We start from the raw sequence: 22,172 nt of genomic DNA on the forward strand, positions 1-22,172 counted from the left end.
TAGAAACCCTGGTTGGCGAAATAGCCCTGGTGGAAGAGCGGCACGCGTGCAAAAGCACGCGATTCTACGCGCCTTTGGGCGACGTTACATCTCCCCGGCGCGTTTCCGGTCATCAGGCGTTTGGCGGCTGGGCGGGCATTTCCAGTAGAAAGCGTTCGCCATCAAGTGCTTGGCGAAGTCGCGTGGCCAGGATATCGACAATCGCAGGATGCTCGCCCACCAGCGCCGTCGGCCGCACCCGCAGGCCTGGGTGGCGCTGTTCGGCGGCGGCACAAATCTCGGCGATGTCGCCACCTTCCCCGGCATGGCGGCCAGGCGAGAGAAACAGCATGGCCAGCACCACGTCGCCGCTGGCGCTGAACTCGGGCGTATCCAGCAGATGCTCCAGCAGCGGCTCGTTGAAGCGGTATGCATCGCCTTCTCGGCGCTCCATGGAGGCTGCCGCCACGCAGTGCACGTCATCGGCCAGCAGCGCGCTGAGCTGCCCCGCCAAGCGGTTGCGTACGGCAGTGACTTCCGGCAGCGGGCTGCCGTGGTCTACCAGCGCCACCCTGGCCGCCTGCCGATCGGGCAACTGCGCGCGCACGTGATCGGCCAGCAGCGCGGCCAGGCGCAGGTCGTTACCGCCCCGCTCGTCCACCAGCGGCTGGGCAACGCGTACTTTCACCTGGGGAAAACGGGCCTGCAGGGCCGCCATCCGCTCGGGCAAGTAGCCGGTCAGCGCCTGGCTGGGGCCAAAGAAGTACGGCAGCACGACGATCTCGGTGGCCCCCGCTTCGGCGCTGCGCTCGGCGGCGGGGCCCAGGGTAATGGCCGGAATACCATCGACCTCTTCAGCGGGGATCTTGTTGGAGTGCAGCAGCGAAGCCGCTTGAACGGTGTCGCCCACCTGCTCGCTCAGCGCTGCCGCCACGCGGCGCAGGCTGTGGGTTGCCTGAGGCCGCAGAGAGCCGTTATCGACCAGAAAAATAGCGCGCATCGGGTTCATCCTTTTCAATCGGAGCGTTAATGAGCCGCCAGTACGTCTGCCGCCGCGCGATGCAGCAAGGCATGGCGTGTGGCCAGGGCGGTAATGTCGCGGTCGTAGCCACCACCAATCACCGCCGCCACGGGAATGGCCGCGTGACGGCAGAGATCGAGCACATAGCGGTCGCGGGCGTAGAGGCCGTCGCTGCTCAGTGAGAGGTAGCCTAGGCGGTCGTCGTGATGCACATCTACGCCCGCGTCATAGAGCACTACGTCTAGCTGGTAAATCAATCGTATAACCCGGATGATGAACCACCGTTAACGCCATGCGCGTGCAGCCACTTTGGTCACAAATGTAGATCGCTTATGTTGCTTGATACCACGACGTTAAACCAGCAAAGAAACTTCTTCGACGGCCATGCGGATATCTGGCTTTTTGGCTACGGTTCGCTGATCTGGAAAGCCGATTTTGACTATTTAGAGCGCCGGCCTGCAGCGATTACCGGCTGGGCGCGGCGCTTCTGGCAGGGCTCCCACGACCACCGCGGCACGCCGGACGCGCCGGGGCGAGTGGCGACGTTGACTCGGGCCGAAGGCGCGGTGTGTCACGGCATGGCCTACCGCATCACCCCAGAGGTGCTCGCACCGTTGGATGTGCGGGAGAAAAACGGCTACCTGCGGGAAAAAGTCACGCTGACGTTTTTGGATGAAACGGGTAACCCTGACGCCGACCAAGCGCCTAGCGAGGGGCTGATTTATCTGGCCAGCGAAGACAACCCGGCGTTTTTAGGCGATGCCCCGCTGGCCGATATCGCCCAGCAAATAGCCCAGGCCCATGGCCCCAGCGGCCCCAACAGCGCTTACTTGCTGAACCTCGCCCAAGCGCTGCGCGAGTTGGGCACCGAGGATGCACATATTTTTGCCCTGGAAGCGCAGCTACAGCGCTACCAGTAGCGCGGATAGCGGCGGTGGCGCGCCAGGTTATTGACCAGAATCGCCACCACCAGCATGACGATGCAGCCTGCGCCAATGGGGATCAGCGGATACCACCAGCCCAACTGATGCACGCTGGCACCGCCTGCCACGGCAATCAGCGCAGCGGCAGCCCCTGGCGGGTGAACGGTATGGGTAAGCTGCATGACCAAAATGGAGAGCGACACCGCCAACGCCATCGACAGCGGCGTGGCCCCCAACAGTTGATAGCAGCCCACGCCCACACAGGCAGAGAGCACGCTGCCAAACAGCACATGGCTGGGCTGGGCAAAAGGGCTTTCCGGGGCGGCGTAAATCAGCACCGAGGTTGCTCCGAACGAGCCCACGATCAACAGCTGCTGGGAGAGCCACTCGGCGCTTAGCCAGCAAATCAGCGCCATGCCAGTAAAGGCACCCAGCCACGACCAGCAGGCATCCTGCCAGCCTACCCGGGGGCGCGGCGTTCGTTCTCCGCGCATCTTGCCAAGATACGTTTTCATCGCACTCGCCTTTGCACAAAAAGAGTGCAGATGATGACAAAATGCACCAAAGAAGCAAATGACAATGCGTCATGGATAGATGAGATTCGCTCAAGCCAACGCTACCGAAGACAGCCGGACGAGCCGACGCCTTAGCGTTTGCCCTCCCGCCGCGGTGCTACATCATCAGCCACGACAGGATAAACAGCCCAATCAGCGTGCGGAAAATGCCGCCAATAATGGAGCCACGCAAAAACGCACGCAGCCCGCCCCACAGTACCAGCAGGCCAATCAGCAGAATCGCCAGGCTCAAAAACGAGTCGTTGATGCCCAGCGAGCGCGTCAGCCCGCCGATGAAATCGTCGAAGGCACCGAAAAAGTTGGTGAAGATACCCAGCAAGAACTCGACCACGATGCGGATCGCATCGCCAATCGCCTCGCCAATGCCCTCAAAAAATCCGTTTGCCTGCATGCGCTTTTTCCATTGCTCGAAGGGATTCGCTATTGTCAGCGAAAACGCGGTGGCTGGCAAAGCAGCTGCTGCTCATGTTTCCACCTTTCGCCTATTCCCTTTTTAGCACCGTCGCGTTACAACGTCAGTATGCCATCGCGGGAGAGACTGGTGCCTGCCACCAGCGCCGAAGGAGCAACGACCCCGGAAACTCTCAGGCCAACGGACCGCGACGGCCATCCATGACGTTCCGAAGAGCGGTTGATGACTGCGTCACTCAGCCCACCGAAGGAGCAAGCGCCATTCCAGCGGCGTGAATCTCTCAGGTTCCATGACGGAAGGGGTACGCCCGGCCAATAGGCTGCCGGGGGTATCGCCCGACGCTCATACAATCTGTGGAGAGACTCATGCAACGCATTGCCATCATTGGCGGTGGGATCACTGGCATCACCAGTGCCTACGCCCTCGTAAAGCGCGGTTTCGACGTCACCGTCTTCGAAAAGCATCGCTACGCCGCCATGGAAACCTCGTTTGCCAACGGTGGGCAGCTGTCTGCCTCCAACGCAGAGGTGTGGAACCACTGGCCCACGGTCATCAAGGGCCTGCGCTGGATGCTCAAGAACGACGCCCCGCTGCTGGTGAACCCGCGCCCGAGCTGGCACAAGCTGAGCTGGTTTGCGGAATTCATCGCCGCCATTCCTCGCTATGCCGACAACACCACCGAAACGACCCGCCTGGCCATCGCCGCCCGAGAACACCTGTTCCAGTGGGCCCGTGACGAGCAGATCGATTTCGACGTGAAGCAGAAAGGCATCCTGCATATCTACCGCGACAAGGCAGGCTATGAGCATGCCGCCAGGGTATCGCAGCTACTGCACCAGGGCGGGCTCGAACGCCGCGCGGTGACCCCTGATGAAATGCGCGCCATCGAACCCACACTGGCCGGCAGCTACTACGGCGGTTTCTTTACCGAAAGTGACGCCACGGGGGATATTCACAAGTACACCAATGGGCTGGCGAAAGCCGCCGCGAAACGCGGCGTGCGCCTGAACTACGGCCATCAGGTGACCGACCTGGGCGCCGATGAGAACAGCGCCTGGGTCAAGGCGGTGGTCGATGGCGAGGCGGTGCAGCAAAGCTTCGACAGCGTGGTGGTGTGTGCCGGGGTCGGCAGCCGGGCGGTGGCCGCCAAGCTGGGTGATCGCGTCAATATCTACCCGGTGAAGGGCTACTCGATCACCGTGCAGCTGGACGACGAAGCCTCGCAACAGGCCGCCCCCACCGTGAGCCTGCTGGATGACGAAACCAAGCTGGTGACCAGCCGCCTGGGCAACGACCGCTTCCGCGTGGCGGGCACCGCAGAGTTCAACGGTGCCAATCGCGACATTCGCAACGACCGCATTCAGCCGCTGGTGCGCTGGGTGGAGCAGTGCTTTCCCGGTGTCAGCACCCAGCGGGTCGTACCCTGGGCTGGCCTGCGCCCGATGATGCCGAACATGCTGCCCAAAGTGGGCCCGGGCCGCTTGCCGACGGTGTTCTACAACACGGGCCACGGCCACCTGGGCTGGACACTCTCGGCCATCACCGCCGAGATGCTGGCGGATGCGGTGGATACCACCGTGGCCACACCGCTGGCGGCCTCGCGGTAAGGCTGGCACCTGCGCTCCCTGCCGGGCGCCGATCAGGCGCCTGGCAGGCTACGCCCTCTTGAGCTGCTGCACCGACGCCACCAGGTCATTGAAGCGCTCCCCCTGAATCATCACATGGTCGCGCAGCAGGGTTTCCGCCTGCTGGGCCTCCCCTGCCGCTATCGCCGCCACAATGGCGTCGTGCTCGGCAAACGAGCTTTCCAGACGCATGCGCACCTGTAGCTGCATTCTGCGATAAGGCTGCAGGGCCGCATGCAGCCGCGCGGCCTCCTGCGCCAGGAACTGGTTATGGCTGGCTTCGTAGATGCGCTGGTGAAACAGGCTGTTCTCGTAGTAGTAACCATTGCTGTCGCCTGCCTCCACCTTGGCCTGGCAGGCTCGATGAACGTCCTGCAGCAGTGCCAGCTCGTCGGCGTTGATGCGCCGCGCCGCCAACCGGCCGCATAGCCCCTCCAACTGAGCCATCACCTCGAACCGCTCTACCAGCTCTGAAATGCTCAGCTCGGTGACGAAAGTGCCGCGCTTGGCGACCACCTGCACCATGCCCGACATGGCCAGCTGCTGAATGGCTTCCCGGATGGGCGTTCTGGAACATTGATACTCCAGCGCGAGCGCATCAGGGTCCAGGCGGTCGCCCGGAAGAAAGCGCCCTTCCACGATGGCGTCTTCCAGTAGATCGCGCAGTCGATGTGCCTGTGACACCTTAGCCATAAGTCGCCTCTGTTTCCCTTGACTGAAATATTTTAAAAGTCTATTTGTTATATATAACACATCGCATCGAAACATCCTTGCAGCCACAATCTCATAACAATCATGCGCGGAGCCAGATGTATGCAGATGAACATGACGTTTTTACAGGGCTTGCTCACGAACATCAGTGAACGCACCCGCACCAAATACCGCTCGGTGACCTCCTACTCGCCCGAAGTGCACCTCAAGGGGCTGTTCGACGCTTGTGAAAAGCTGATGCTGCCAGGTGGCGAAGCCACGCAAATACTGACCGCTCAAGCAGCCCTTAGCCACTATAGCCAATTGACCGAGCAGGAACAGGACGCGTTTTTCTCGCTGCTGGCCAATGCCTACTCGGCTGACCCCGAACAGATACACACAGCCTACCAAGTGTACCGCGAGCGCCAGGACAACGAAGCCCTGGCGCGGCTTTTCAGCGCCTGCGAGCCCCGGCGGCAAGACCTGCTGCGCCGCCTCAACCTCTGCCCGGGAGGCACCTACGAGCTGGTCAAGATGCGCGCCAACCTGCTGAAACGGCTCAGCGCCTCGCCCTCCTTTGCGGCCCTGGATGCCGACTTTTCGCATCTTTTCAATTCGTGGTTCAACCGCGGCTTTCTGGTGCTGGAGAGCATCGACTGGAACACCCCGGCGGCCGTGCTGGAAAAACTGATCCGTTACGAGGCGGTGCATGAGATCAGCGACTGGACCGCGCTGCGCCGCCGCCTGGACCCGGAAGACCGCCGCTGCTACGCCTTTTTCCACCCTGCCACGGGCGATGAGCCGCTGATTTTCGTGGAAGTCGCGCTGTGCAAGGGCATTCCCGACAACGTCCAGGCCATTCTGGAGAACGAAGAAGAGCTGCCGCTGGCCGATGCCGACACCGCCGTGTTCTACAGCATCAGCAACTGTCAGGCGGGGCTCAAGGGCGTTTCCTTCGGCAACTTCCTGATCAAGCAGGTCGTGCAGGAGCTGAGCCGCGAACTGCCCCAGTTGAAGAACTTCGTTACCCTTTCCCCGGTGCCCGGCTTTGCGGAGTGGCTGGCCACCCAGCGCCGCTCGGGGGCGGTCACGCTGCCCGAAGCGCTGGAACAGCAGTTGGAAGAAGGCACGCTGACCCAGCACGACACGCCTTCCGCGAACCAGAAAGCGCTGCTGCGCCTGGTGGCTTACTACCTCACCGAGGTCAAACACAAGAGCGGCCAGCCGCTCAACCCGGTGGCCCGCTTCCACCTGGGGAACGGCGCCAGCCTGCACCGCCTCAACTGGCCCGCCGACACGTCCCCCAAAGGGTGGCAGCAGGCCCATGGGGTGATGGTCAATTACCTCTACCAGCTCAATCGCATCGAGCAGAACCACGAAGCCTTCAGCCAACAGCAGAGCGTGGTATGCACCAGCGACATTCGCCGCCTGGCAAGCCAGGCACAGCACTACATGACCGTCGAGGCCTAGGCATGACCCTGACTTCACTACAACAACAAGGACCCACCATGAACCATAATCTTTTCAGCCTGTTCTACCCCCACTTCGAGCGCCAGCCTGACAAGGTATTGATGGATACCGACGATGGCCGCCAGTATCGCTATCGGGATGTGCTCTCGACCAGCCGCCGCCTGGCCAGCCGATTACGCGCCTGGGGTCTTCAGCCCGGCGACCGCATAGCCGTGCAGATCGACAAAAGCCCCGAGATGCTGATGCTCTATCTGGCCAGCCTGCAAGTGGGGGCGGTGTACCTGCCGCTCAATACGGCGTACACGGGCAAGGAGATCGCTTACTTTCTGTCCGATGCCGAGCCGCATATTTATGTCTGCCGCCCCGACGACCTCGACAGTGCCACCCAGCACGGCGAGGCCAGCGGCGTCACGCATATCGTCAGCCTGGGCACCCAGGCTGACGGCAGCTTGATGCACGACCTGGCACAGGTGGAGGAAACCAGCGACGTCTGCCAGGTCGGGCCGGACGATCTGGCCGCCATCCTTTACACCTCCGGCACCACGGGGCGCTCCAAGGGCGCCATGTTGACCCACCGCAACCTGGCGTCCAATTGCCAGGCGCTGACCGAAGCGTGGCACTACAGCGAGCACGATCACTTGCTGCATGCCCTGCCCATCTTCCATACCCACGGCCTGTTCGTGGCCTGTAACATCACGCTGGTGAATGGCGCCTCCATGACCTTCTTGCCCAAGCTGGAGGTGGAAGACCTGATTACGCGCATGTCGAAGGCAACGGTGTTGATGGGTGTGCCCACGTTCTACACCCGCCTGCTGCAGTCACCCCGGCTCGATCGGCAGGCCACCGCCCACATGCGGCTGTTCATCTCCGGTTCTGCACCCTTGCTGGCCGACACCCATGAAGCCTTCGAAGCCCGCACCGGCCATGCGATTCTCGAGCGCTACGGCATGACCGAAAGCAACATGAACACCTCCAACCCCTATGACGGCCAGCGTCGGCCTGGAACCGTGGGCATGCCGCTGCCCGGCGTGGAAGTGCGTATTACCGACCGTGAATCGGGCACCCCCCTGGCAGATGGCGAGACCGGCATGGTGGAGCTGCGCGGCCCCAACGTATTCAAGGGGTACTGGCGGATGCCCGAAAAGACGGCCGCCGAGTTTCGCTCAGACGGTTTCTTCATTACCGGTGACCTGGGAAAAATCGATGAGCACGGCTACCTGAACATTGTCGGCCGCGACAAGGACCTGGTCATTTCAGGTGGTTACAACGTTTACCCGAAGGAAATCGAAGCCATTATCGATGACCTTCCCGGAGTTCTGGAGTCGGCGGTGGTTGGTGTCCCCCATGCCGACCTGGGCGAAGGCGTGGTCGCCGTGGTGGTCCCGGCATCCCCTGACCAGGTGGATGAACAGCCGATTCGCGCCGCCTTGGCAAACGAGCTGGCCAGGTACAAGCAACCCAAGCACATCGTGTTCGTGGAAGCGCTGCCCAGAAACGTCATGGGCAAAGTGCAGAAAAACCAGCTGCGCGAGCGTTACGCCGACACCTTCGAGCGCCACGCAAGCCACGCGGCCCTGTCTTAGTCATAGCACTTAGTCCTGGAACTTAGTCCTGGAACTTAGTCCTGGAACCTAGCCATAGAACTTAGCAATAGAACACGCACGAATTCCCCGCTGACGGGAAAGATGGCGCCGCCGCGACCGAGGAAACCAGACACGGCGGCCCATCGAACACGCACTACCTAACAACAATGACAATAGAGGAAAATGACCATGGTGATTTACGGTGTTGCCCTGCTGGCAGGGTGCATGCTGGTGGGCCTTTGGGCCGGTGACGTGCTGGGCATGATGCTCGGCGTTACATCCAATGTTGGCGGTGTGGGTATCGCCATGTTGCTGCTGATTTTTCTGGGCGGCTATCTCATGGACAAGAAGAAAATGCCGGCCAGTACCGAGAGCGGGATCACGTTCTGGAACGGTATGTACATTCCCATCGTGGTGGCCATGGCCGCCAGTCAGGATGTCGCGGCGGCGCTGGATGGCGGCATGATCGCCATTCTGGCGGGCTTCGTGGCCGTCATGGCCAGCTTTTTGGTCATCCCCCTGTTTGGGCGGCGCGAGCCAGCCGTCGATGACGGCGACGAAGCCACAAGCCCTGCTGCCGATGCCCAACCTCACTCCCGCCCAGCGCCCAGCCAAGCGCGCTAACCCGAGGCTTTGACGATGATCGAATCACTGTTTACGCAACTGGAACGACAGCATCTGGTGGCGGCCTTTGCCCTGGTGGGCGGTGCCATGTATCTCTCATACGTGCTGAGCGACAAGCTCACCAAAGGCCGCGTGCATGGCTCTGCCATTGCCATCATGGTCGGCCTGGCGCTTGCCTATGTGGGCGGGATCACCACGGGCGGCAGCAAGGGGCTGGCCGACATCAGCCTGTTCGCGGGGCTGGGCCTGATGGGCGGCGGCATGCTGCGCGACCTGGCCATCATCGCCACCGCCTATGGCGTTCGCTTTCAGGAGATTCGCACGGCGGGCATGAGCGGCGTCGTGGCGCTGTTTCTTGGCGTGGTGCTCTCGTTCGTGGCCGGGGTCGCCGTGGCCTTCGCCTTCGGTTACCGGGACCCGGTGTCCCTGACCACCATCGGCGCAGGCACGGTGACCTATATCGTCGGCCCCATTGCCGGGGCTTCGATCGGGGCGTCCTCGGACATCATTGCGCTGTCGATTGCCGCCGGTCTGGTGAAGTCCATCCTGGTGATGATCATGACGCCCGCCATGGCCCGGCATATTGGGCTCGACAACCCCCGCTCGGCGATGATCTTCGGTGGCCTGATGGGCACCACCAGCGGGGTCGCGGCAGGCCTTGCCGCCACCAACCCGCGGCTGGTGCCCTACGGCGCCATGACGGCGACCTTCTACACAGGGCTGGGTGCCCTGCTGGCACCATCGGTGCTCTACCTGGCAGTGCGGGCCATTTTCTAACCGCGAGCAACCGCCCCCCTCGCCACCCACAAGCGATACAGCGCGGGCGTGAAGAAGAACGACACCAGGGTGGCGAGCAACAGCCCAAACCCGACGGTTTGCGCGAAGGGGGGCCATAGCCCCCCAGCCGCCAACATCAGCGGGATCAACCCGGCAAAGGTGGTGATGGTGGTCGATGCGATGTGCCGACTGGTTGGGCCGCTGATCACCGCCAGCATGGCCGACAGGTCACCCTGGCGAGCGGCCGGGTCGTCATCCAGGGCAGCCATCAGGATGATGGCCGCGTTGATGGCCACCCCCACCAACCCCATGATGCCCACGATGATCACGAAGCCAAACGCGTGGCCGCTCAGCAACAGGGCCACGATTCCCATGCCGGTGGCCTGGGCTCCGGCAATGAACACGATGGCCGCGCGACGGAAGGAGTTGAAGGCCAGCACCACGGTGGCCACCATGGCGATCACCAGCAAGACCACCGAGGCCAGCAGCTGGCCCACCGCCTCGTCACGCTCGGCAGCTTCACCGCCGGTCTCGATACGGTACCCGGGGGGCAGCACCAACGTACCATCCGCCTGGGCGGCCTGAAGTTTGGCATCCAGCTGTGCCATGGACACCGCTGGCAGCGCATCGGACACGAGGAAGCCCTGCACCAGCTGGACACGTTCGGCATTTCGCCGGGTAATCACGCTCCAGGCAGGCGTCAGGGCGGTATCGGCAACGGCTGCCAGGGGCAGCCCCTCACTGGCCTGGTCGCTGACCAGACGCAGCGCCGCCAGCTGCTGGGCATCGCTGCGCCACTCCGCCGCGTAGCGTACTCGCACGGGAAGCTGCTGCGTATCTTCCAGCACCTGGCCTGCGGGCTGGCCGGAGAGCGCTGCGCTGACCTGATCGGCCAGGTTTTGATACGTCAGCCCCACATCCCCCAGGGCCGCCTGATCTACTTGCAGCGTCAGCCTGGGCAAGTCGCGCTGCATCCCGGCACGGACGTGAGTCACCTGAGGCAACTGGTGCATCAACCCGGCCAGCTCCTGTCCCAGCTGCGACAGCACCTCCAGGTCATCTCCATACACCCGCAGCTCGATGGGCGCCTTGAACGGCGGGCCTTGTTCATATTTTCGTACCACGATCTGAGCCTGGGGAAAGTGCTGGTCGAGCGCCTGCTGCAGGCCCGGCACTTCGCGGTTGGTCACGTCCAGCGACGTGGTATCCACGATCAGGTGAACGAACGCCGGGTTATTGTCCTCCTGGGTCAGCACGTTGTAGTACATCATCGGCGCGCTTTCGCCGATGAAGGCCGATACTCGTACGACGCCGGGAACCTCGCGAACCTGGCGCTCCACCTCCTGGGCCAGCGCCTGGGCATTGGCCATGCTGCTGGCCGCCGGTAGCCTCACCTCGATATGGAACTGGTCGCGGTCGGCGGGCGGGAAAAACGCCACGTCGAGGGTCGGCATCAGCGCCATCCCGCCAAGCGGCACACACAGGGTCATCACCATGGCGGCGACCGGGTGGCGCAGCGCACTGGCGACCGTCCCGCGAAAGGCGCGTTTGATGGCATTGTCACGGGGCACACGGGCGCTATCGGCCACTTTGGCCAGCAGCAGCGGCGAGAGCGCAGGCACCAGCAGCAGCGACACCAGATACGAACTGACCAGCGCGACCATGACGGCCATGGCCAGCGGCCCCACGAACTCCCCGGCAGGGCCGGGCATGAGCACGATGGGCATGAAGGCCAGAATGGTGGTCAGCGTACTGGCCAGCAGCGGCACGGCAAGATGACGCAGCGTATCGCGGGTGGCCGCCAGCACCGAGTCGCCCTTCAGGAAGCGCTCGCGCAGGGCGTTGGTCATGACAATGGCGTTATCCACCATCAGCCCCAGCGCCACGATAATACCGGTGATGCTCATCTGATGGATTTCCATGCCCAGCGGACGGAAAAACGCCAGGGTCAGCAACGCCGTGGCCGGGATGGCCAGCCCGACGGTCAGCGCCGAGCGCCAGCCCATGCTGAGAAAGAGAATGGCCACCACCAGAATCAACCCCATCAGCAGGCTCAGCGCCACATCACCGAGCCGTTGCTGGGTGTAGCTGGCCTGCTCGAATACCTCCTCTACCGCCAGCCCGACGGGCAGCTCCTCGGCAAATTCGGCCAGCTGCTGTTGAGCGCGCTCGACCCAGGCGTCGATACGCTGGCCGGGCGCCATGCGTGCGCCAACGAAGACGGCTCGCTCACCGTTCAACAGTGCCACGGCAGCGGGCGGGTCCTGGACACCACGGCGCAGCTCGGCGATTTCGCCCAGCCGGACACTCTGCCCCTGGCGGGTCGTGATGCTGACGTCACGCAGGCGGTCCAGCGCATCGAACTCGCCGCTCATGCCCACGGTGAGGCGGTTTTGCTGGGTGATGACCTGGCCCGCCGTGCGGCGCCCGTCGCTGGCGTCGATGGCCGATGCCAGTTGGCCCACCGAAAGCCCCAGCGCATTCAGCTCCAGCGGGTCGACCAGCACGTCGACCTGCTCGCCCGCCACGCCAAACCGATGGGTATATTCGGTGCCTGCCACGCGACGAAACTGGTCTTCCAGCCGCTCGGCGTAACGCTCCATCAGTTGGGCGTTGGGGGGCGTGTCCTGTGTCCAGCGCAGCGCGGCCACGAGGCTGAAGGCGTAGCCACGATCATCCAGCAGCTCAGGGGTTTGCACACCGCTGGGCAGGGAGGGGGCGATATCGCTGAGCTTGTCGCGCACCCGGCTCCATATCGGCACCACCTGGGTGACGCTATCCTCCAGCTCCAGGCTGATCACCGCGATGCCCGGCCGCGAGGTCGACTCCAGTACCTTGATCTCGGCAATGGTGCGCAGCTCGTCTTCGATGGGGCGCGCCACCAGCGCTTCGATCTGCTCGGGCGTGGCGCCCGGAAACGGCGCCAGTACGGTCGCCATGCGCGCCACCAGGTGGGGGTCTTCTGCGCGGGGCAGGGTATTGATCGCCGAGAGGCCCGCCACCACCAGCAGGCCCAGCGTCAGCGCCAGCAAGCGCCGGTTGAACAGCCACTCAAGACGCGTCATGGGCAATGCCTCTGGCTAACGTCACCTGCTGGCCGGGCACGATACGGTGAGCCCCCTGGGTGATCAGCTGCATGCCCGGCAGCAGCGTACCACGCACGAAAGCGCGGTCGCCTTCGGTATGCAGCAGCTCGACGCTGGCGGTAGCGACACGGTAACGCTCGTCTTCCAGCGGTTCGGCAATCAGTACGTTCCACAGGCCTCGGTCGCTGGCACGCAGGGCCGACAGCGGCACCCAGTACCCTTCGGCAGGCTCGGCCAGCGTGTAGGTCAGCGTCGCCAAATCGCCGGGCACCACGTTCTCGGGATTTGCCAGTGCCACGACCAGCGTTTGTGTCCGGCTGTCGTTGTCCACCTGGGCCAGCCGGGCGCGCACGTCACCTTCGAAGGCTTGCCCGTGCACCGTTACCGTCACCGTATCCCCCGCCGCCAGGGTGCCCGCCAGCCGGGCGGGCAGGCCAATGTGCGCCTCCAACTGGCGGGTATCGACGAGATCGAAGGCCGCCGTGCCGCTACTGACCAGGCTGCCTACGTCCACCTGCCGAGCCACGATTTGCCCTTCAAACGGCGCCGTCAGCGTGCTGTCCGCCAGATCCGCCGACAGGCTCTCCTGTTCGGCGGCCAGAGCCGCCAGCCGCGCCTGCTGGCTGAGACGCTCCGTTCTCGCCTGGTCCAGGGCCGTGCGGCTGGCGAAGTTGCTCTGATTCAGCTGCGACTCGCGCTCTTCCTGGCGCTGGGCCAGCGCCAGCGCTGCACGCGCCTCTTCGCTGCGCGCCGCCACTTCGGCCAGGCGGCTTTCCAGGCGGCGGGTGTCCAGGCGAGCCAGCACCTCGCCCTGTTCCACCCGGTCACCGCGATCGACGCGGATGTCGATGACCCGCCCGGCAGGTTCGAAGGCCAGTGACACCGACTGGCGCGCCACTACTCGCCCGGTCAGCTTCACCTCGCGGCGCATTTCAGTGGCCAGCTGCAGGGGCTGGGTAGCCACCTGGAGCAAGGCGTTGTCGGCCCCTTGCTGGCGCAGCTGCTGGGCGCTGGTGTGTTGACTGGTGAGCACGACGACCACGGCGGCGGTGGCGCCCACGGTCAGCAGGGACGCCAGCACGCTGCCCAGCCAATATCGCCTTGTTTTAGTGTGTGTGCCCAGGTGGTGCGTACCCAAGTTGTGCGTGCCCATGCTGGCCTCGACGGGTATATTATTGAACGTTGGCGTTCAACTATAATATGTGTACGGCAACGTTCAATAATTATTTTTCACTTTTTTCAACCCATGGATGAATGGCATGACCAGTGCTTCCCCCCCCTCTCCGGCTGGCCAGAAACGTAGCGCGGGCCGCCCCAAGGACCTGGCCAAACGCGATGCCATGCTGGATGCCGCCGCCTGCCTGTTTCTGCGCAACGGCCCGGATGCCGTCACCATGGAAGCCGTGGCCAAGGAAGCCGGGGTCTCCAAAGTGACGGTATACGGGCACTTCGATACGAAAGAAGCACTGTTCGGCAGCGTCATTCGTCGGGAAACCGCGTCGATTCGCCAGGGGCTGGAGCAATTGCCGGACACCCATGATGGCGTGCGCCAGTCGTTGATTCAGGTGGGCATCAGCATGGTGCGGTTTCTAATGGAGCCCCACGTGTTGGCCGTGGAGCGGGTCATGAGCAATCAGGGCGAGCAGCACCCCAGGCTGCTGCAGGCCTTTTTCGAAGCAGGCCCCTGGGCCATGAGCCAATGGCTTCAGGAAAAGCTGGAGGGCCTGGCCAGCGCAGGGCACCTTTCGCTGCCAGCCCCCGCCCAGGCCGCCGACCAGCTATGCAGCATGTGGCAGGGTATGCTGATCAAGGAGGTCCGCATGGGGGTTCGCCTGCCGCCCTCGGAGGACGAGCTGAAGCGGCAGATCACCGGGGCAGTGGATGTGTTTCTGGCCGCTTATGGCAAGCGGTGAGACTGGCCATAGGCGGCATTAGGTAGGTCAGCGCTGCTCCAGCACGCCGATGACTTCAGGAATCGACAGCTGCTGGTCCGGCACCGAGCGGTACAGCGCGTGCACGGCGCCAGCCATGTCGCCAGTCACGCCCAGCTCGTGGGTCATGGTGTGGTAGTAGCCCAGGTCCTTGCTGGCGTTGGCGACCGAAAACCGAAAGCCGGAGGGGTCGTCGTGGGCGATGTAAGGGCGCAGACGCTCCAGCACCACGCCGCCACCGCCGCCCGCGCCCAGCACCTCCAGCAGGGCATCGGCGCTGATGCCCGCCTTGCGCGATGCCGCCGTGGCTTCCGCCAGCACCGCCGAGAAGCCCAGCGAGACGAAGTTGTGCAGCAGCTTCAGCGTGTGACCCGCCCCGACGTCACCGGCATGAGCGATGTTTTCGGCGAAGGCTGCCAGCAACGGCCGCAGCTCCTCGAACAGCGGCGTGGGCGCGCCGACGATCAGGTTGAGACGCCCTTCGGCCGCCTCCTTGGGCGTGCGCGTCATGGCGGCGTCCATGAAACGCCCGCCTGCCGCCGCGACACGGGCCGCCACCTGGGCCGTCGAGCTGGGCAGGGCGGTGGAGCATTCCACCACCACGCTGCCGGGGCGCAGCCCTTCCAGCACTCCGTCGGGTTCGAACAGGACGGCCTCCACCTGCGGTGAGCCGGTCACGCACAGAATGACGATATCGGCCTGCTGGGCAACCTCCCGCCCACTGGCCAGCGGCACGGCCCCTGCCGCCACCAAGTCCTCCACAGGCTGGTTGCCCGCGTGCTCCAGAAAACACAGCGAATGCTCCGCGCGCAGCAAGCTGCTGGCAATGCCGTGGCCCATCAAGCCAACGCCGACAAGCCCTACCCGATAAACGGTCGTCATGGTGCTCTCCTGGTTGATAGCTCTCAATGGTTGATAGCGCTCAATGTTTGATGGCCACGGTCTTGATGCGGGTATAGCTGCGCAGCCCTTCGAAGCCTTTTTCACGCCCGTGGCCCGAGCGCCCGACCCCGCCAAACGGCAGCTCGACACCGCCTGCCGCGCCGTAGTTGTTGATGAAGACCTGGCCGCTGCGAATGCCCTTGGCCAGGCGCAGCTGGCGCCCTCCGTCACGGGTCCAGACCCCGGCGCACAGGCCAAAGTCGGTGGCGTTGGCCAGCGCCAGAGCCTGTGCCTCGTCATCGAACACCTGCACTACCAGTACCGGCCCAAACAGCTCCTCACGCAGTACGTCGTGGCCCTCAGGAATGTTCGTCAGCAACCGTGGCAGCACAAAGTGCCCGCCGGCAGGCGCACTCGGCGCCAACTGCCCCTGCCCCGCCACCTGGATGCCATCGGCTTCGGCGGCGGCCAGGCGGGCTTCCAGCTTGAGTTTTTGACGCTCGTTGATCAGCGGGCCGCAGTCGGCATCGGCTTCCCCCGCATCGCAGCGCAGCTCGGCAAAACGCTGGGCAAGGGCCGTAACGACCGTATCGGCGATCTCCCGCTGCACCAGCAGTCGGCTACCCGCCGAGCACGTCTGTCCGGCATTCTGCACGATGCCCCGCACCACGGCGGGCAGCGCGGCGTCCAGGTCGGCATCGGCAAACACCAGCTGCGGCGACTTGCCACCCAGCTCCAGGGTAATCGGGACATGGTGCTGGGCGGCGAACTGCGCCACGCGGGTACCGGTTTCAGGCGATCCGGTAAACGAGAGGTGGTCGATCCAGGGGTGCGAAGCCAGCGCAGCACCCGCTTCCACGCCCAACCCCGGCACCACGTTCAGAGCGCCTTCGGGCAGCCCATGGTTCACCGCGAGCGCCGCCAGGCGCATGACGCTCAGGCAGGCATCTTCGGCAGGTTTGAGCACCACCGTGTTGCCCGCCGCCAGCGCCGCTGCGACACAGCGCCCAAAGATCTGGGCGGGGTAGTTCCAGGGGATGATCTGGGCGCAGACACCGTAGGGCTCGCGCAGCGTCATCACGGCAAAGTCCGTCTCGAAGGGGATCGTCTCACCGTGCAGCTTGTCGGCGGCACCGCCATAAAAGCGGAAATAGCGGGCACAGGCGGCAATGTCTCCCTTGGCCTGCGTCATGGGCTTGCCGGTATCCGCACACTCCAGCGCCGCCAGCTGCTCATGCTGTGATTCGATCACGTCGGCAAAGCGCAGCAGCCACTCACCGCGCTGGCGCGCCGACCAGCGTGCCCACTCCCCAAGCTCCCCGGCGAAGGCCTTGCGGGCCGCCTGCACGGCGGCATCTACCTCTTCGGCCTGGCACCGGGCGATGCGGGTCAACGGCTCCCCCGTGGCCGGGGCATCTACTTGCAGGGTCTGCGCGGTATCGACCCACTCTCCTCCAATCAGCGCCTGCTGCGACAGCAGGCCGATGGTATGCGACATCAGGGGCTCCTTTTATTGTCATTGTGGTCATTACGGTTAATACAGACGGCTCTTTGATCCCGAACGTTTTCTATCCCCGCACGCTTTTAACCTCACAGGTCCTTTAACCTCACAGGTCCTTTAACCATAGAAGAGATTGACCAGTCCCATGGAAATCCATGGCATGTAGGTAATCGCCATCAGACATGCCAGCACCACCAGCACGAAACGCACCAGCCACGGCAGCATCTGATCGATGGAGATCCTGGCCACGGCACAGGCGGCAAACAGGTTGACGCCCAACGGCGGGGTGATCATGCCCAGCGCCAGGTTGACCACCATGACCAGGCCAAAGTGCACGGGGTGGATGCCAAACTGCATGGCGATGGGGGTCAGGATGGGTGCCAGCACCAGGATCGCCGCCGAGGTTTCGATGAACATGCCGACGATCAGCAGCAGCGCGTTGACCACCAGCAAGAACATCATCGGGCTTTCAATGGTGTTGGTTACCAGCGTGGCAATTTGCGCGGGCAACCCGGTACGGCTCAGTAAAAAGCTGAAGAGCGCGGCAGCGGCAATGATCAACATGACGGCCGCCGTGGAGATCACGCTTTGGCGCAGGATAGGCCCCAGGTCCGCCAACTTTAATTCACGGTAGTAGAACGCCCCCACGATAAGGGCAAAAAACACCGCCACCGCCGAGGCTTCCGTGGGCGTAAACACCCCGCCGTAGATACCGCCAATCACGACCACCGGCATCAGCAGCGCCACCCAGGCACGCTTCAATGACGTCATGAAACCCGTGCTGTCCTTGTAATCGTCCTTGCCGTAGCCACGCACTTTACAGAACAGGTAGAGGAAGATGATCAACGCCACGCCGATCAGGATGCCTGGCCCAATCCCCGCCAGGAACAGCTGCCCGATAGAGGTATCGGTACTCACGCCGTACAGAATCAGCGGAATGGAGGGAGGAATCAGTACTCCCAGCTCCGCCGATGACGCTTGAATGGAAGCGGCCAGCGGTTTGGGATAGCCATGTTTGACCATCGCCGGAATCAGAATGGCCCCAATGGCAAAGGTGGTGGCCACGCTGGAGCCCGACACCGCCGCAAACATCATGCAGGTCAGTACGCAGGACATGGCCAGCCCGCCCTGCACCCGCCCGACGATGGATTTGGCCAGATCCACCAGCCGCTGGGAAATGCCCCCGGCGGCCATCAAGTTACCCGCCAGGATAAAAAACGGAATGGCCATCAGCGGGAATTTGTCGATCCCGATGAACATCTGCTGCGGCACCAGCAACAGCGGCAGCCGGGTGAAGAACTCGATGCCGATGATGGAGGCCAGCACGATGGAGATCGCAATGGGCACGCCGAAGGTGAAGAGAATAATCAGCGACAGGCCAATCACCATGTTCATAGGGGCGTCCCTTTGTTGGTCTGTTCAGCGTTGGTCTGTTCAGCGTTCGGCTGTTCGGCGGGTTGCAGCATGGCAACTTCCGGCAGCACCTCACTGTTTTCCGGCCCTACGGGCTCACGCCCACTGAGCTGTGCGGCCAGCCTGGCCATCACCGAGATCATGGCAAAGGTCGCGCCGGTCGGGATCGCGGCGTAGGCCCAGGACATGGAGATGTTCATGCCCGACATCACCTGGTTGCTGACCCGCAGGGTCATGAGGATGCCGTAATAGCACATCACCCCCAGCACCAGCAGACAGCAGGCGACGATGACCACTTCGAGCAACAGCAGCCCTCGGCGCGGCAGCCATTTATAGATCACTTCTACCGCCATCATGTAACCACCTCTGAAGGTGGCCGCTGCGGCCATGAACACGCACCAGATCATGGAGGCGCGGGATGCCACTTCCGTCCAGGTGGAAGGCGCATTGAACACGAACCGGGTCAACACCTGATAGAAGCTCAGCGTGACCGAGACCACCAGCATCAGCACCGCCACCATCAGGGCCAGCCGGGTTAACTGATGCTCGATACGGAGCAAGACCGATAGCATAAAGGATCACCCTGCTTGAATGGCCTCTGGCACTGCCAGAGGCCGACGTTGAGAAAGTGCGTCAGAAAAGCTCGTCAAGACAGTTCGTCGAGACAGTTCGTCGAGAAAGCGCGTAAAGACAGTACTCAGCAGCTGCCCGCTTTCTCACGAATGCGTTCGAGCATCTCGCTGCCGTACTGCGACGTGAAGATCTCGTAGGCGGGCTCTACGGCCGCCTGGAAAGGTGCCGGATCGATATCGGTTTTCACCTGCATGCCATTGGCTTCCAGCAGCGCTACCCCTTCACGCTCCAGACGCGAGACCTCTTCACGGGTGGCGTCCACCGATGCCGCTGCCGCCTGCATGAACCAGTCACGCTCTTCATCGCTCAAGCCATCCAGCAGGATCGGCGACCCCAGCACGATGGCCGGGGAGTAGACGTGTCCGGTCAGGGAGAGGTAGTCCTGCACTTCCCAGAAATTGGTGGCCACGATGACGGTGATCGGGTTTTCCTGGCCGTCGACGGTACCCTGCTGCAGCGCCGTGAAGAGTTCAGGGAAGGCCATGGGAGTGGGCCGTGCGCCCAACTGCCGGAAGGCTTCCTGGTGCACCGCGTTTTCCATGGTGCGTACCCGCAAGCCGTTGGCATCCTCGGGGCTGGCGACTTCACGCTGGCTATTGGTGAGATGGCGGAAACCGTTCTCCGACCAGGCCATGCCCACCAGGTCATGGTCGCTCATCTTCTCGAGCAGCTCGTCACCGATCTCGCTATCCAGCACGCAGCGGGCCTGGTCGTAGTTTTCGAACAGGAACGGCAGGTCCAGCACGTAGGTTTCGGGTACGAAGTTACCCAGCGGGCCGCTGGAGGTGATCACCACATCCACGGTGCCGATCTGCAGCCCTTCGATCATTTCACGCTCACCGCCGAGGGAGCCGGAGGCGTGTTCGGTGACGGTAAAGGCACCGTCGGATAAACGTTCGAGTGTCTCCTTGAACGCCTTGGCGCCCACCGAGTAGTGGGAGGTAGAAGAGAGCGTATGCCCCAGGCTGATATCGGTGGCGGCCTGGGCGTGCAGGGCGATGCTGGCGGTGGCCACGGCACTCATGGCGGTCACGAGAGCATGTCGGGTGAAGCGCTTGGTCATGATGTATCCCTCTTGGTGTTGTTGTGAGGGTGGGTGTTTCAAGAAGGCGCAAGGCCTTCCTATGGGTTACCTGCCTTGCCAGGCAGATGGAAAAGCAGCCACATCAGGCGCGTTCATGGTGCTGCTCGGCCATGAAGCGTTCGATGATCTGAGTGAAGTCGTCGTCACCGACAAAGCCGAGCTGGCGCGCCTTGGCGGTTTCGAAGCGTGCGGGCCAACTGGCCACAATCGCTTCGATGCGCGGGTCGGGCTCATGCTGAACGAGCGAGAACGCGTCTTCGCCTGCGGCGCTGCGCAGGGCATCGAGCATCTCGGCCACGCTCACCGTGATGCCGGGCAGCATGAAGGCACGGAACGGTGCCAGCGCTGTGCTGGGCACCTGGGCGCCATGCACCAGCGCGTCGACCACCTTGCCCGGCGACATCACGAACATCTCAAGGGTGGTGGGCACCGGGCAAATGGTCGTTTCGCCATTGAGCGGCTCCCGCAAGATGCTGGAGGCAAAGCTGGAGGCTGCCGCATTGGGGCGGCCAGGGCGAATCACGATGGTGGGCAGGCGCAGCACCAGACCATCGATCTCGCCGCGACGGCTGTAGTCATTGATGAGCAGCTCGCACATGGCCTTTTGGGCACCGTAGGAGTTCTGCGGGTGCAAGGCCGTCATGTCATCTAGCACGTCCGGCAGCGCCCCGCCGTAGGCCGCCACGGAGCTGGCCATGATCAAGCGTGTCGCGTGCAGGCCGCGCAGGCGGCAGCCTTCCAGCAAGGCGCGGGTGGCATCGAAGTTGACCCGCATGCCCAGCTCCAGATCGGCTTCGGCGGCGGAGCTCACCACGGCCGCCAGGTGGTAGATCACGTCAGGGCGCTGATCCAGCACGTCGTCGAGGGCCTGGGGCTGGGTAATGTCCACGGCGCACGAGGACACGGTGATGCTACCTGCATCGGGCGCGGGGGCTTCCACTTGATCGATCAGCGTGAGCTGGGTGATCGGCTGCTGGCGAAGCTCGCCCCGCTGGATCAGTTGATGGGCAAGACGCTGACCTAGAAAACCCGCTGCGCCGGTGATGGCAATATGCATGATGTGATTCCTGATATGGCGTTGTTATTGTTGGTGGCCGGGGGGCTCAGCGTGGTGCTCAGCGTGGGGTCAACCCCCAGGGTGCTCCCCACCACAGCCCCGCTCGGGTGGCGGCTTGTGGGCGGTATTCACAGCCAACCCAGCCGCGATATCCCAGCGCGCTCAAGCGTTCGAAAATGGCGGGGTAGTGCACCTCGCCCACATTGGGCTCGTGACGATCAGGCACCCCGGCAATCTGGACATGGCCAATGGCGCTGAACTGGCGTTCGAGATGGCGAATCAGGTCGCCTTCCATGATCTGGCAGTGGTAAAGGTCGAACTGCAGCTTGAGATTCTTGGCACCGACCTCTTCCAGTACCGCCATGGCCTGGGCCTGGCGAGAGAGAAAAAAGCCCGGCATGTCACGCGTATTGATCGGCTCGATGAGAATGTCGCGGCCCACTTTGGCCGCCTCGTTCGCCGCAAAACGCAGATTGCGGATATACGTGGCGTGGTGCTCTGCCTGGGTCGCGGCATCGGCGTTGTCCGGTAACAGCCCCGCCATGGCATGAACCCGCGGGCAGCCGAGCGCCTCGGCGTAGCTCAGCGCCGCCGTGACCGAATCGCGAAACTCGGCTTCCCGGCCCGGCAGGCTGGCCAGGCCACGCTCACCGGCGTCCCAATCGCCTGGCGGCATATTGAACAGCACCTGCTCCAACTGGGCATCCTTGAGCGCGTGCTGCACATCACGCGCGGCAAACGCATAGGGGAATAGATACTCGACCCCTTTGAAACCCGACTCGGCGGCAGCAGCAAAGCGGTCGAGAAAGGCGTGTTCGTTGAACAGCATGCTGAGGTTGGCGGCTAATCGAATCATGGCGTGCTCTTGTTGTTATCCAGTACCTGGTGAAAGGGGTCCAAGTGCGT

The 22,172-nt window shown here is 63.3% G+C and carries 21 protein-coding genes and 2 riboswitches; of the genes, 7 read left to right on the top strand and 14 right to left on the bottom strand.

Features of this window, described 5'->3' with window-relative positions:
* Positions 1 to 112 precede the first annotated feature (112 nt).
* Positions 113 to 979 carry a sirohydrochlorin chelatase gene (locus tag IE091_RS14485; protein WP_189463967.1) on the bottom strand — a complete coding sequence of 289 codons (867 nt, stop codon included), beginning with the start codon at positions 977 to 979 and terminating at the stop codon, positions 113 to 115.
* 26 nt (positions 980 to 1,005) lie between these two features.
* A complete protein-coding gene (locus IE091_RS14490; protein WP_229800849.1) occupies positions 1,006 to 1,257 on the bottom strand; it encodes an arginase family protein in 252 nt (83 codons plus the stop codon).
* 75 nt (positions 1,258 to 1,332) lie between these two features.
* Between IE091_RS14490 and IE091_RS14495 the strand changes: the two genes are divergently transcribed.
* Positions 1,333 to 1,920, top strand: coding sequence for a gamma-glutamylcyclotransferase (locus IE091_RS14495; protein ID WP_039175083.1), 588 nt, complete (start codon positions 1,333 to 1,335; stop codon positions 1,918 to 1,920).
* On the opposite strand, the gene IE091_RS14500 is transcribed toward IE091_RS14495, so the two are convergent.
* Together IE091_RS14500 and IE091_RS14505 are read right to left on the bottom strand one after the other, a co-directional pair.
* The gene (locus IE091_RS14500) at positions 1,911 to 2,438 is read right to left on the bottom strand and encodes an HPP family protein (protein ID WP_016915214.1); all 528 of its coding nucleotides are present in this window, start codon (positions 2,436 to 2,438) and stop codon (positions 1,911 to 1,913) included. The two genes, IE091_RS14495 and IE091_RS14500, sit on opposite strands and share 10 nt — an antisense overlap.
* A gap of 157 nt (positions 2,439 to 2,595) precedes the next feature.
* Positions 2,596 to 2,889: a hypothetical protein gene (locus IE091_RS14505; RefSeq protein ID WP_016915216.1), complete on the bottom strand. Its 294-nt coding sequence runs from the start codon at positions 2,887 to 2,889 to the stop codon at positions 2,596 to 2,598.
* Between the two features lie 128 nt (positions 2,890 to 3,017).
* Positions 3,018 to 3,108: riboswitch (glycine riboswitch) on the top strand.
* Positions 3,109 to 3,216: riboswitch (glycine riboswitch) on the top strand.
* 59 nt (positions 3,217 to 3,275) lie between these two features.
* Between IE091_RS14505 and IE091_RS14510 the strand changes: the two genes are divergently transcribed.
* Positions 3,276 to 4,517: a D-amino acid dehydrogenase gene (locus IE091_RS14510; RefSeq protein WP_039175082.1), complete on the top strand. Its 1,242-nt coding sequence runs from the start codon at positions 3,276 to 3,278 to the stop codon at positions 4,515 to 4,517.
* A gap of 48 nt (positions 4,518 to 4,565) precedes the next feature.
* Here IE091_RS14510 and IE091_RS14515 read toward each other — a convergent pair whose 3' ends face one another.
* Positions 4,566 to 5,228 carry a GntR family transcriptional regulator gene (locus IE091_RS14515; protein ID WP_189463968.1) on the bottom strand — a complete coding sequence of 221 codons (663 nt, stop codon included), beginning with the start codon at positions 5,226 to 5,228 and terminating at the stop codon, positions 4,566 to 4,568.
* Positions 5,229 to 5,360: 132 nt separating this feature from the next.
* Between IE091_RS14515 and IE091_RS14520 the strand changes: the two genes are divergently transcribed.
* The 4 genes from IE091_RS14520 to madM all read left to right on the top strand — a co-directional run bounded on the left by IE091_RS14520 (position 5,361) and on the right by madM (position 9,679).
* A complete protein-coding gene (locus tag IE091_RS14520) occupies positions 5,361 to 6,695 on the top strand; it encodes a malonyl-CoA decarboxylase (RefSeq protein ID WP_096923385.1) in 1,335 nt (444 codons plus the stop codon).
* 38 nt (positions 6,696 to 6,733) lie between these two features.
* Entirely contained in the window at positions 6,734 to 8,278 is a 1,545-nt protein-coding gene (locus tag IE091_RS14525; RefSeq protein ID WP_189463969.1) for a malonate--CoA ligase, read from the top strand.
* Between the two features lie 189 nt (positions 8,279 to 8,467).
* A complete protein-coding gene (madL, locus tag IE091_RS14530) occupies positions 8,468 to 8,902 on the top strand; it encodes a malonate transporter subunit MadL (protein ID WP_039175078.1) in 435 nt (144 codons plus the stop codon).
* Between the two features lie 15 nt (positions 8,903 to 8,917).
* On the top strand, positions 8,918 to 9,679 hold the full coding sequence (gene madM / locus IE091_RS14535) for a malonate transporter subunit MadM (protein WP_039175076.1): 762 nt from the start codon (positions 8,918 to 8,920) through the stop codon (positions 9,677 to 9,679).
* On the opposite strand, the gene IE091_RS14540 is transcribed toward madM, so the two are convergent.
* Together IE091_RS14540 and IE091_RS14545 are read right to left on the bottom strand one after the other, a co-directional pair.
* Positions 9,676 to 12,744, bottom strand: a complete 3,069-nt coding sequence (locus IE091_RS14540) for an efflux RND transporter permease subunit (protein ID WP_189463970.1) — start codon at positions 12,742 to 12,744, stop codon at positions 9,676 to 9,678. The two genes, madM and IE091_RS14540, sit on opposite strands and share 4 nt — an antisense overlap.
* A complete protein-coding gene (locus IE091_RS14545) occupies positions 12,731 to 13,918 on the bottom strand; it encodes an efflux RND transporter periplasmic adaptor subunit (protein WP_229800850.1) in 1,188 nt (395 codons plus the stop codon). Before IE091_RS14545 ends, IE091_RS14540 begins: the two co-directional genes overlap by 14 nt.
* A 106-nt stretch (positions 13,919 to 14,024) precedes the next feature.
* On the opposite strand from IE091_RS14545, the gene IE091_RS14550 reads away from it, so the two are divergent.
* Positions 14,025 to 14,678, top strand: a complete 654-nt coding sequence (locus IE091_RS14550; RefSeq protein WP_039175073.1) for a TetR/AcrR family transcriptional regulator — start codon at positions 14,025 to 14,027, stop codon at positions 14,676 to 14,678.
* 27 nt (positions 14,679 to 14,705) lie between these two features.
* Here the strand turns inward: IE091_RS14550 and IE091_RS14555 are convergent, their stop codons facing one another.
* The 7 genes from IE091_RS14555 to otnI all read right to left on the bottom strand — a co-directional run bounded on the left by IE091_RS14555 (position 14,706) and on the right by otnI (position 22,122).
* Positions 14,706 to 15,578, bottom strand: coding sequence for an NAD(P)-dependent oxidoreductase (locus IE091_RS14555; protein ID WP_189463971.1), 873 nt, complete (start codon positions 15,576 to 15,578; stop codon positions 14,706 to 14,708).
* Positions 15,579 to 15,618: 40 nt separating this feature from the next.
* On the bottom strand, positions 15,619 to 17,076 hold the full coding sequence (locus IE091_RS14560; RefSeq protein WP_189463972.1) for an aldehyde dehydrogenase family protein: 1,458 nt from the start codon (positions 17,074 to 17,076) through the stop codon (positions 15,619 to 15,621).
* 120 nt (positions 17,077 to 17,196) lie between these two features.
* A complete protein-coding gene (locus IE091_RS14565; protein WP_039175070.1) occupies positions 17,197 to 18,474 on the bottom strand; it encodes a TRAP transporter large permease in 1,278 nt (425 codons plus the stop codon).
* Positions 18,471 to 19,064, bottom strand: a complete 594-nt coding sequence (locus tag IE091_RS14570; protein WP_189463973.1) for a TRAP transporter small permease — start codon at positions 19,062 to 19,064, stop codon at positions 18,471 to 18,473. Before IE091_RS14570 ends, IE091_RS14565 begins: the two co-directional genes overlap by 4 nt.
* A gap of 125 nt (positions 19,065 to 19,189) precedes the next feature.
* A complete protein-coding gene (locus IE091_RS14575) occupies positions 19,190 to 20,188 on the bottom strand; it encodes a TRAP transporter substrate-binding protein (RefSeq protein WP_189463974.1) in 999 nt (332 codons plus the stop codon).
* A gap of 103 nt (positions 20,189 to 20,291) precedes the next feature.
* Positions 20,292 to 21,266: a D-erythronate dehydrogenase gene (gene denD, locus IE091_RS14580; protein ID WP_189463975.1), complete on the bottom strand. Its 975-nt coding sequence runs from the start codon at positions 21,264 to 21,266 to the stop codon at positions 20,292 to 20,294.
* A 58-nt stretch (positions 21,267 to 21,324) separates the two neighbouring features.
* Positions 21,325 to 22,122 (bottom strand): 2-oxo-tetronate isomerase, encoded by a 798-nt coding sequence (gene otnI / locus IE091_RS14585; RefSeq protein ID WP_096921969.1) that lies wholly within the window; start codon positions 22,120 to 22,122, stop codon positions 21,325 to 21,327.
* Positions 22,123 to 22,172 lie beyond the last annotated feature (50 nt).

Source organism: Vreelandella hamiltonii, assembly GCF_014651775.1.
Lineage (GTDB): Bacteria > Pseudomonadota > Gammaproteobacteria > Pseudomonadales > Halomonadaceae > Vreelandella > Vreelandella hamiltonii.

Excerpts from the sequence above, each read along its gene's own strand:
- madL (WP_039175078.1), top strand. The coding sequence starts at position 8,468 with ATGGTGATTTACGGTGTTGCCCTGCTGGCAGGGTGCATGCTGGTGGGC.
- IE091_RS14505 (WP_016915216.1), bottom strand. The coding sequence starts at position 2,889 with ATGCAGGCAAACGGATTTTTTGAGGGCATTGGCGAGGCGATTGGCGAT.
- IE091_RS14550 (WP_039175073.1), top strand. The coding sequence starts at position 14,025 with ATGACCAGTGCTTCCCCCCCCTCTCCGGCTGGCCAGAAACGTAGCGCG.
- IE091_RS14570 (WP_189463973.1), bottom strand. The coding sequence starts at position 19,064 with ATGCTATCGGTCTTGCTCCGTATCGAGCATCAGTTAACCCGGCTGGCC.
- IE091_RS14500 (WP_016915214.1), bottom strand. The coding sequence starts at position 2,438 with ATGAAAACGTATCTTGGCAAGATGCGCGGAGAACGAACGCCGCGCCCC.
- IE091_RS14545 (WP_229800850.1), bottom strand. The coding sequence starts at position 13,918 with ATGGGCACGCACAACTTGGGTACGCACCACCTGGGCACACACACTAAA.
- otnI (WP_096921969.1), bottom strand. The coding sequence starts at position 22,122 with ATGATTCGATTAGCCGCCAACCTCAGCATGCTGTTCAACGAACACGCC.
- IE091_RS14525 (WP_189463969.1), top strand. The coding sequence starts at position 6,734 with ATGAACCATAATCTTTTCAGCCTGTTCTACCCCCACTTCGAGCGCCAG.
- denD (WP_189463975.1), bottom strand. The coding sequence starts at position 21,266 with ATGCATATTGCCATCACCGGCGCAGCGGGTTTTCTAGGTCAGCGTCTT.
- IE091_RS14565 (WP_039175070.1), bottom strand. The coding sequence starts at position 18,474 with ATGAACATGGTGATTGGCCTGTCGCTGATTATTCTCTTCACCTTCGGC.
- IE091_RS14510 (WP_039175082.1), top strand. The coding sequence starts at position 3,276 with ATGCAACGCATTGCCATCATTGGCGGTGGGATCACTGGCATCACCAGT.
- IE091_RS14515 (WP_189463968.1), bottom strand. The coding sequence starts at position 5,228 with ATGGCTAAGGTGTCACAGGCACATCGACTGCGCGATCTACTGGAAGAC.
- IE091_RS14575 (WP_189463974.1), bottom strand. The coding sequence starts at position 20,188 with ATGACCAAGCGCTTCACCCGACATGCTCTCGTGACCGCCATGAGTGCC.
- IE091_RS14560 (WP_189463972.1), bottom strand. The coding sequence starts at position 17,076 with ATGTCGCATACCATCGGCCTGCTGTCGCAGCAGGCGCTGATTGGAGGA.
- IE091_RS14520 (WP_096923385.1), top strand. The coding sequence starts at position 5,361 with ATGACGTTTTTACAGGGCTTGCTCACGAACATCAGTGAACGCACCCGC.
- IE091_RS14485 (WP_189463967.1), bottom strand. The coding sequence starts at position 979 with ATGCGCGCTATTTTTCTGGTCGATAACGGCTCTCTGCGGCCTCAGGCA.
- madM (WP_039175076.1), top strand. The coding sequence starts at position 8,918 with ATGATCGAATCACTGTTTACGCAACTGGAACGACAGCATCTGGTGGCG.
- IE091_RS14540 (WP_189463970.1), bottom strand. The coding sequence starts at position 12,744 with ATGACGCGTCTTGAGTGGCTGTTCAACCGGCGCTTGCTGGCGCTGACG.
- IE091_RS14495 (WP_039175083.1), top strand. The coding sequence starts at position 1,333 with ATGTTGCTTGATACCACGACGTTAAACCAGCAAAGAAACTTCTTCGAC.
- IE091_RS14555 (WP_189463971.1), bottom strand. The coding sequence starts at position 15,578 with ATGACGACCGTTTATCGGGTAGGGCTTGTCGGCGTTGGCTTGATGGGC.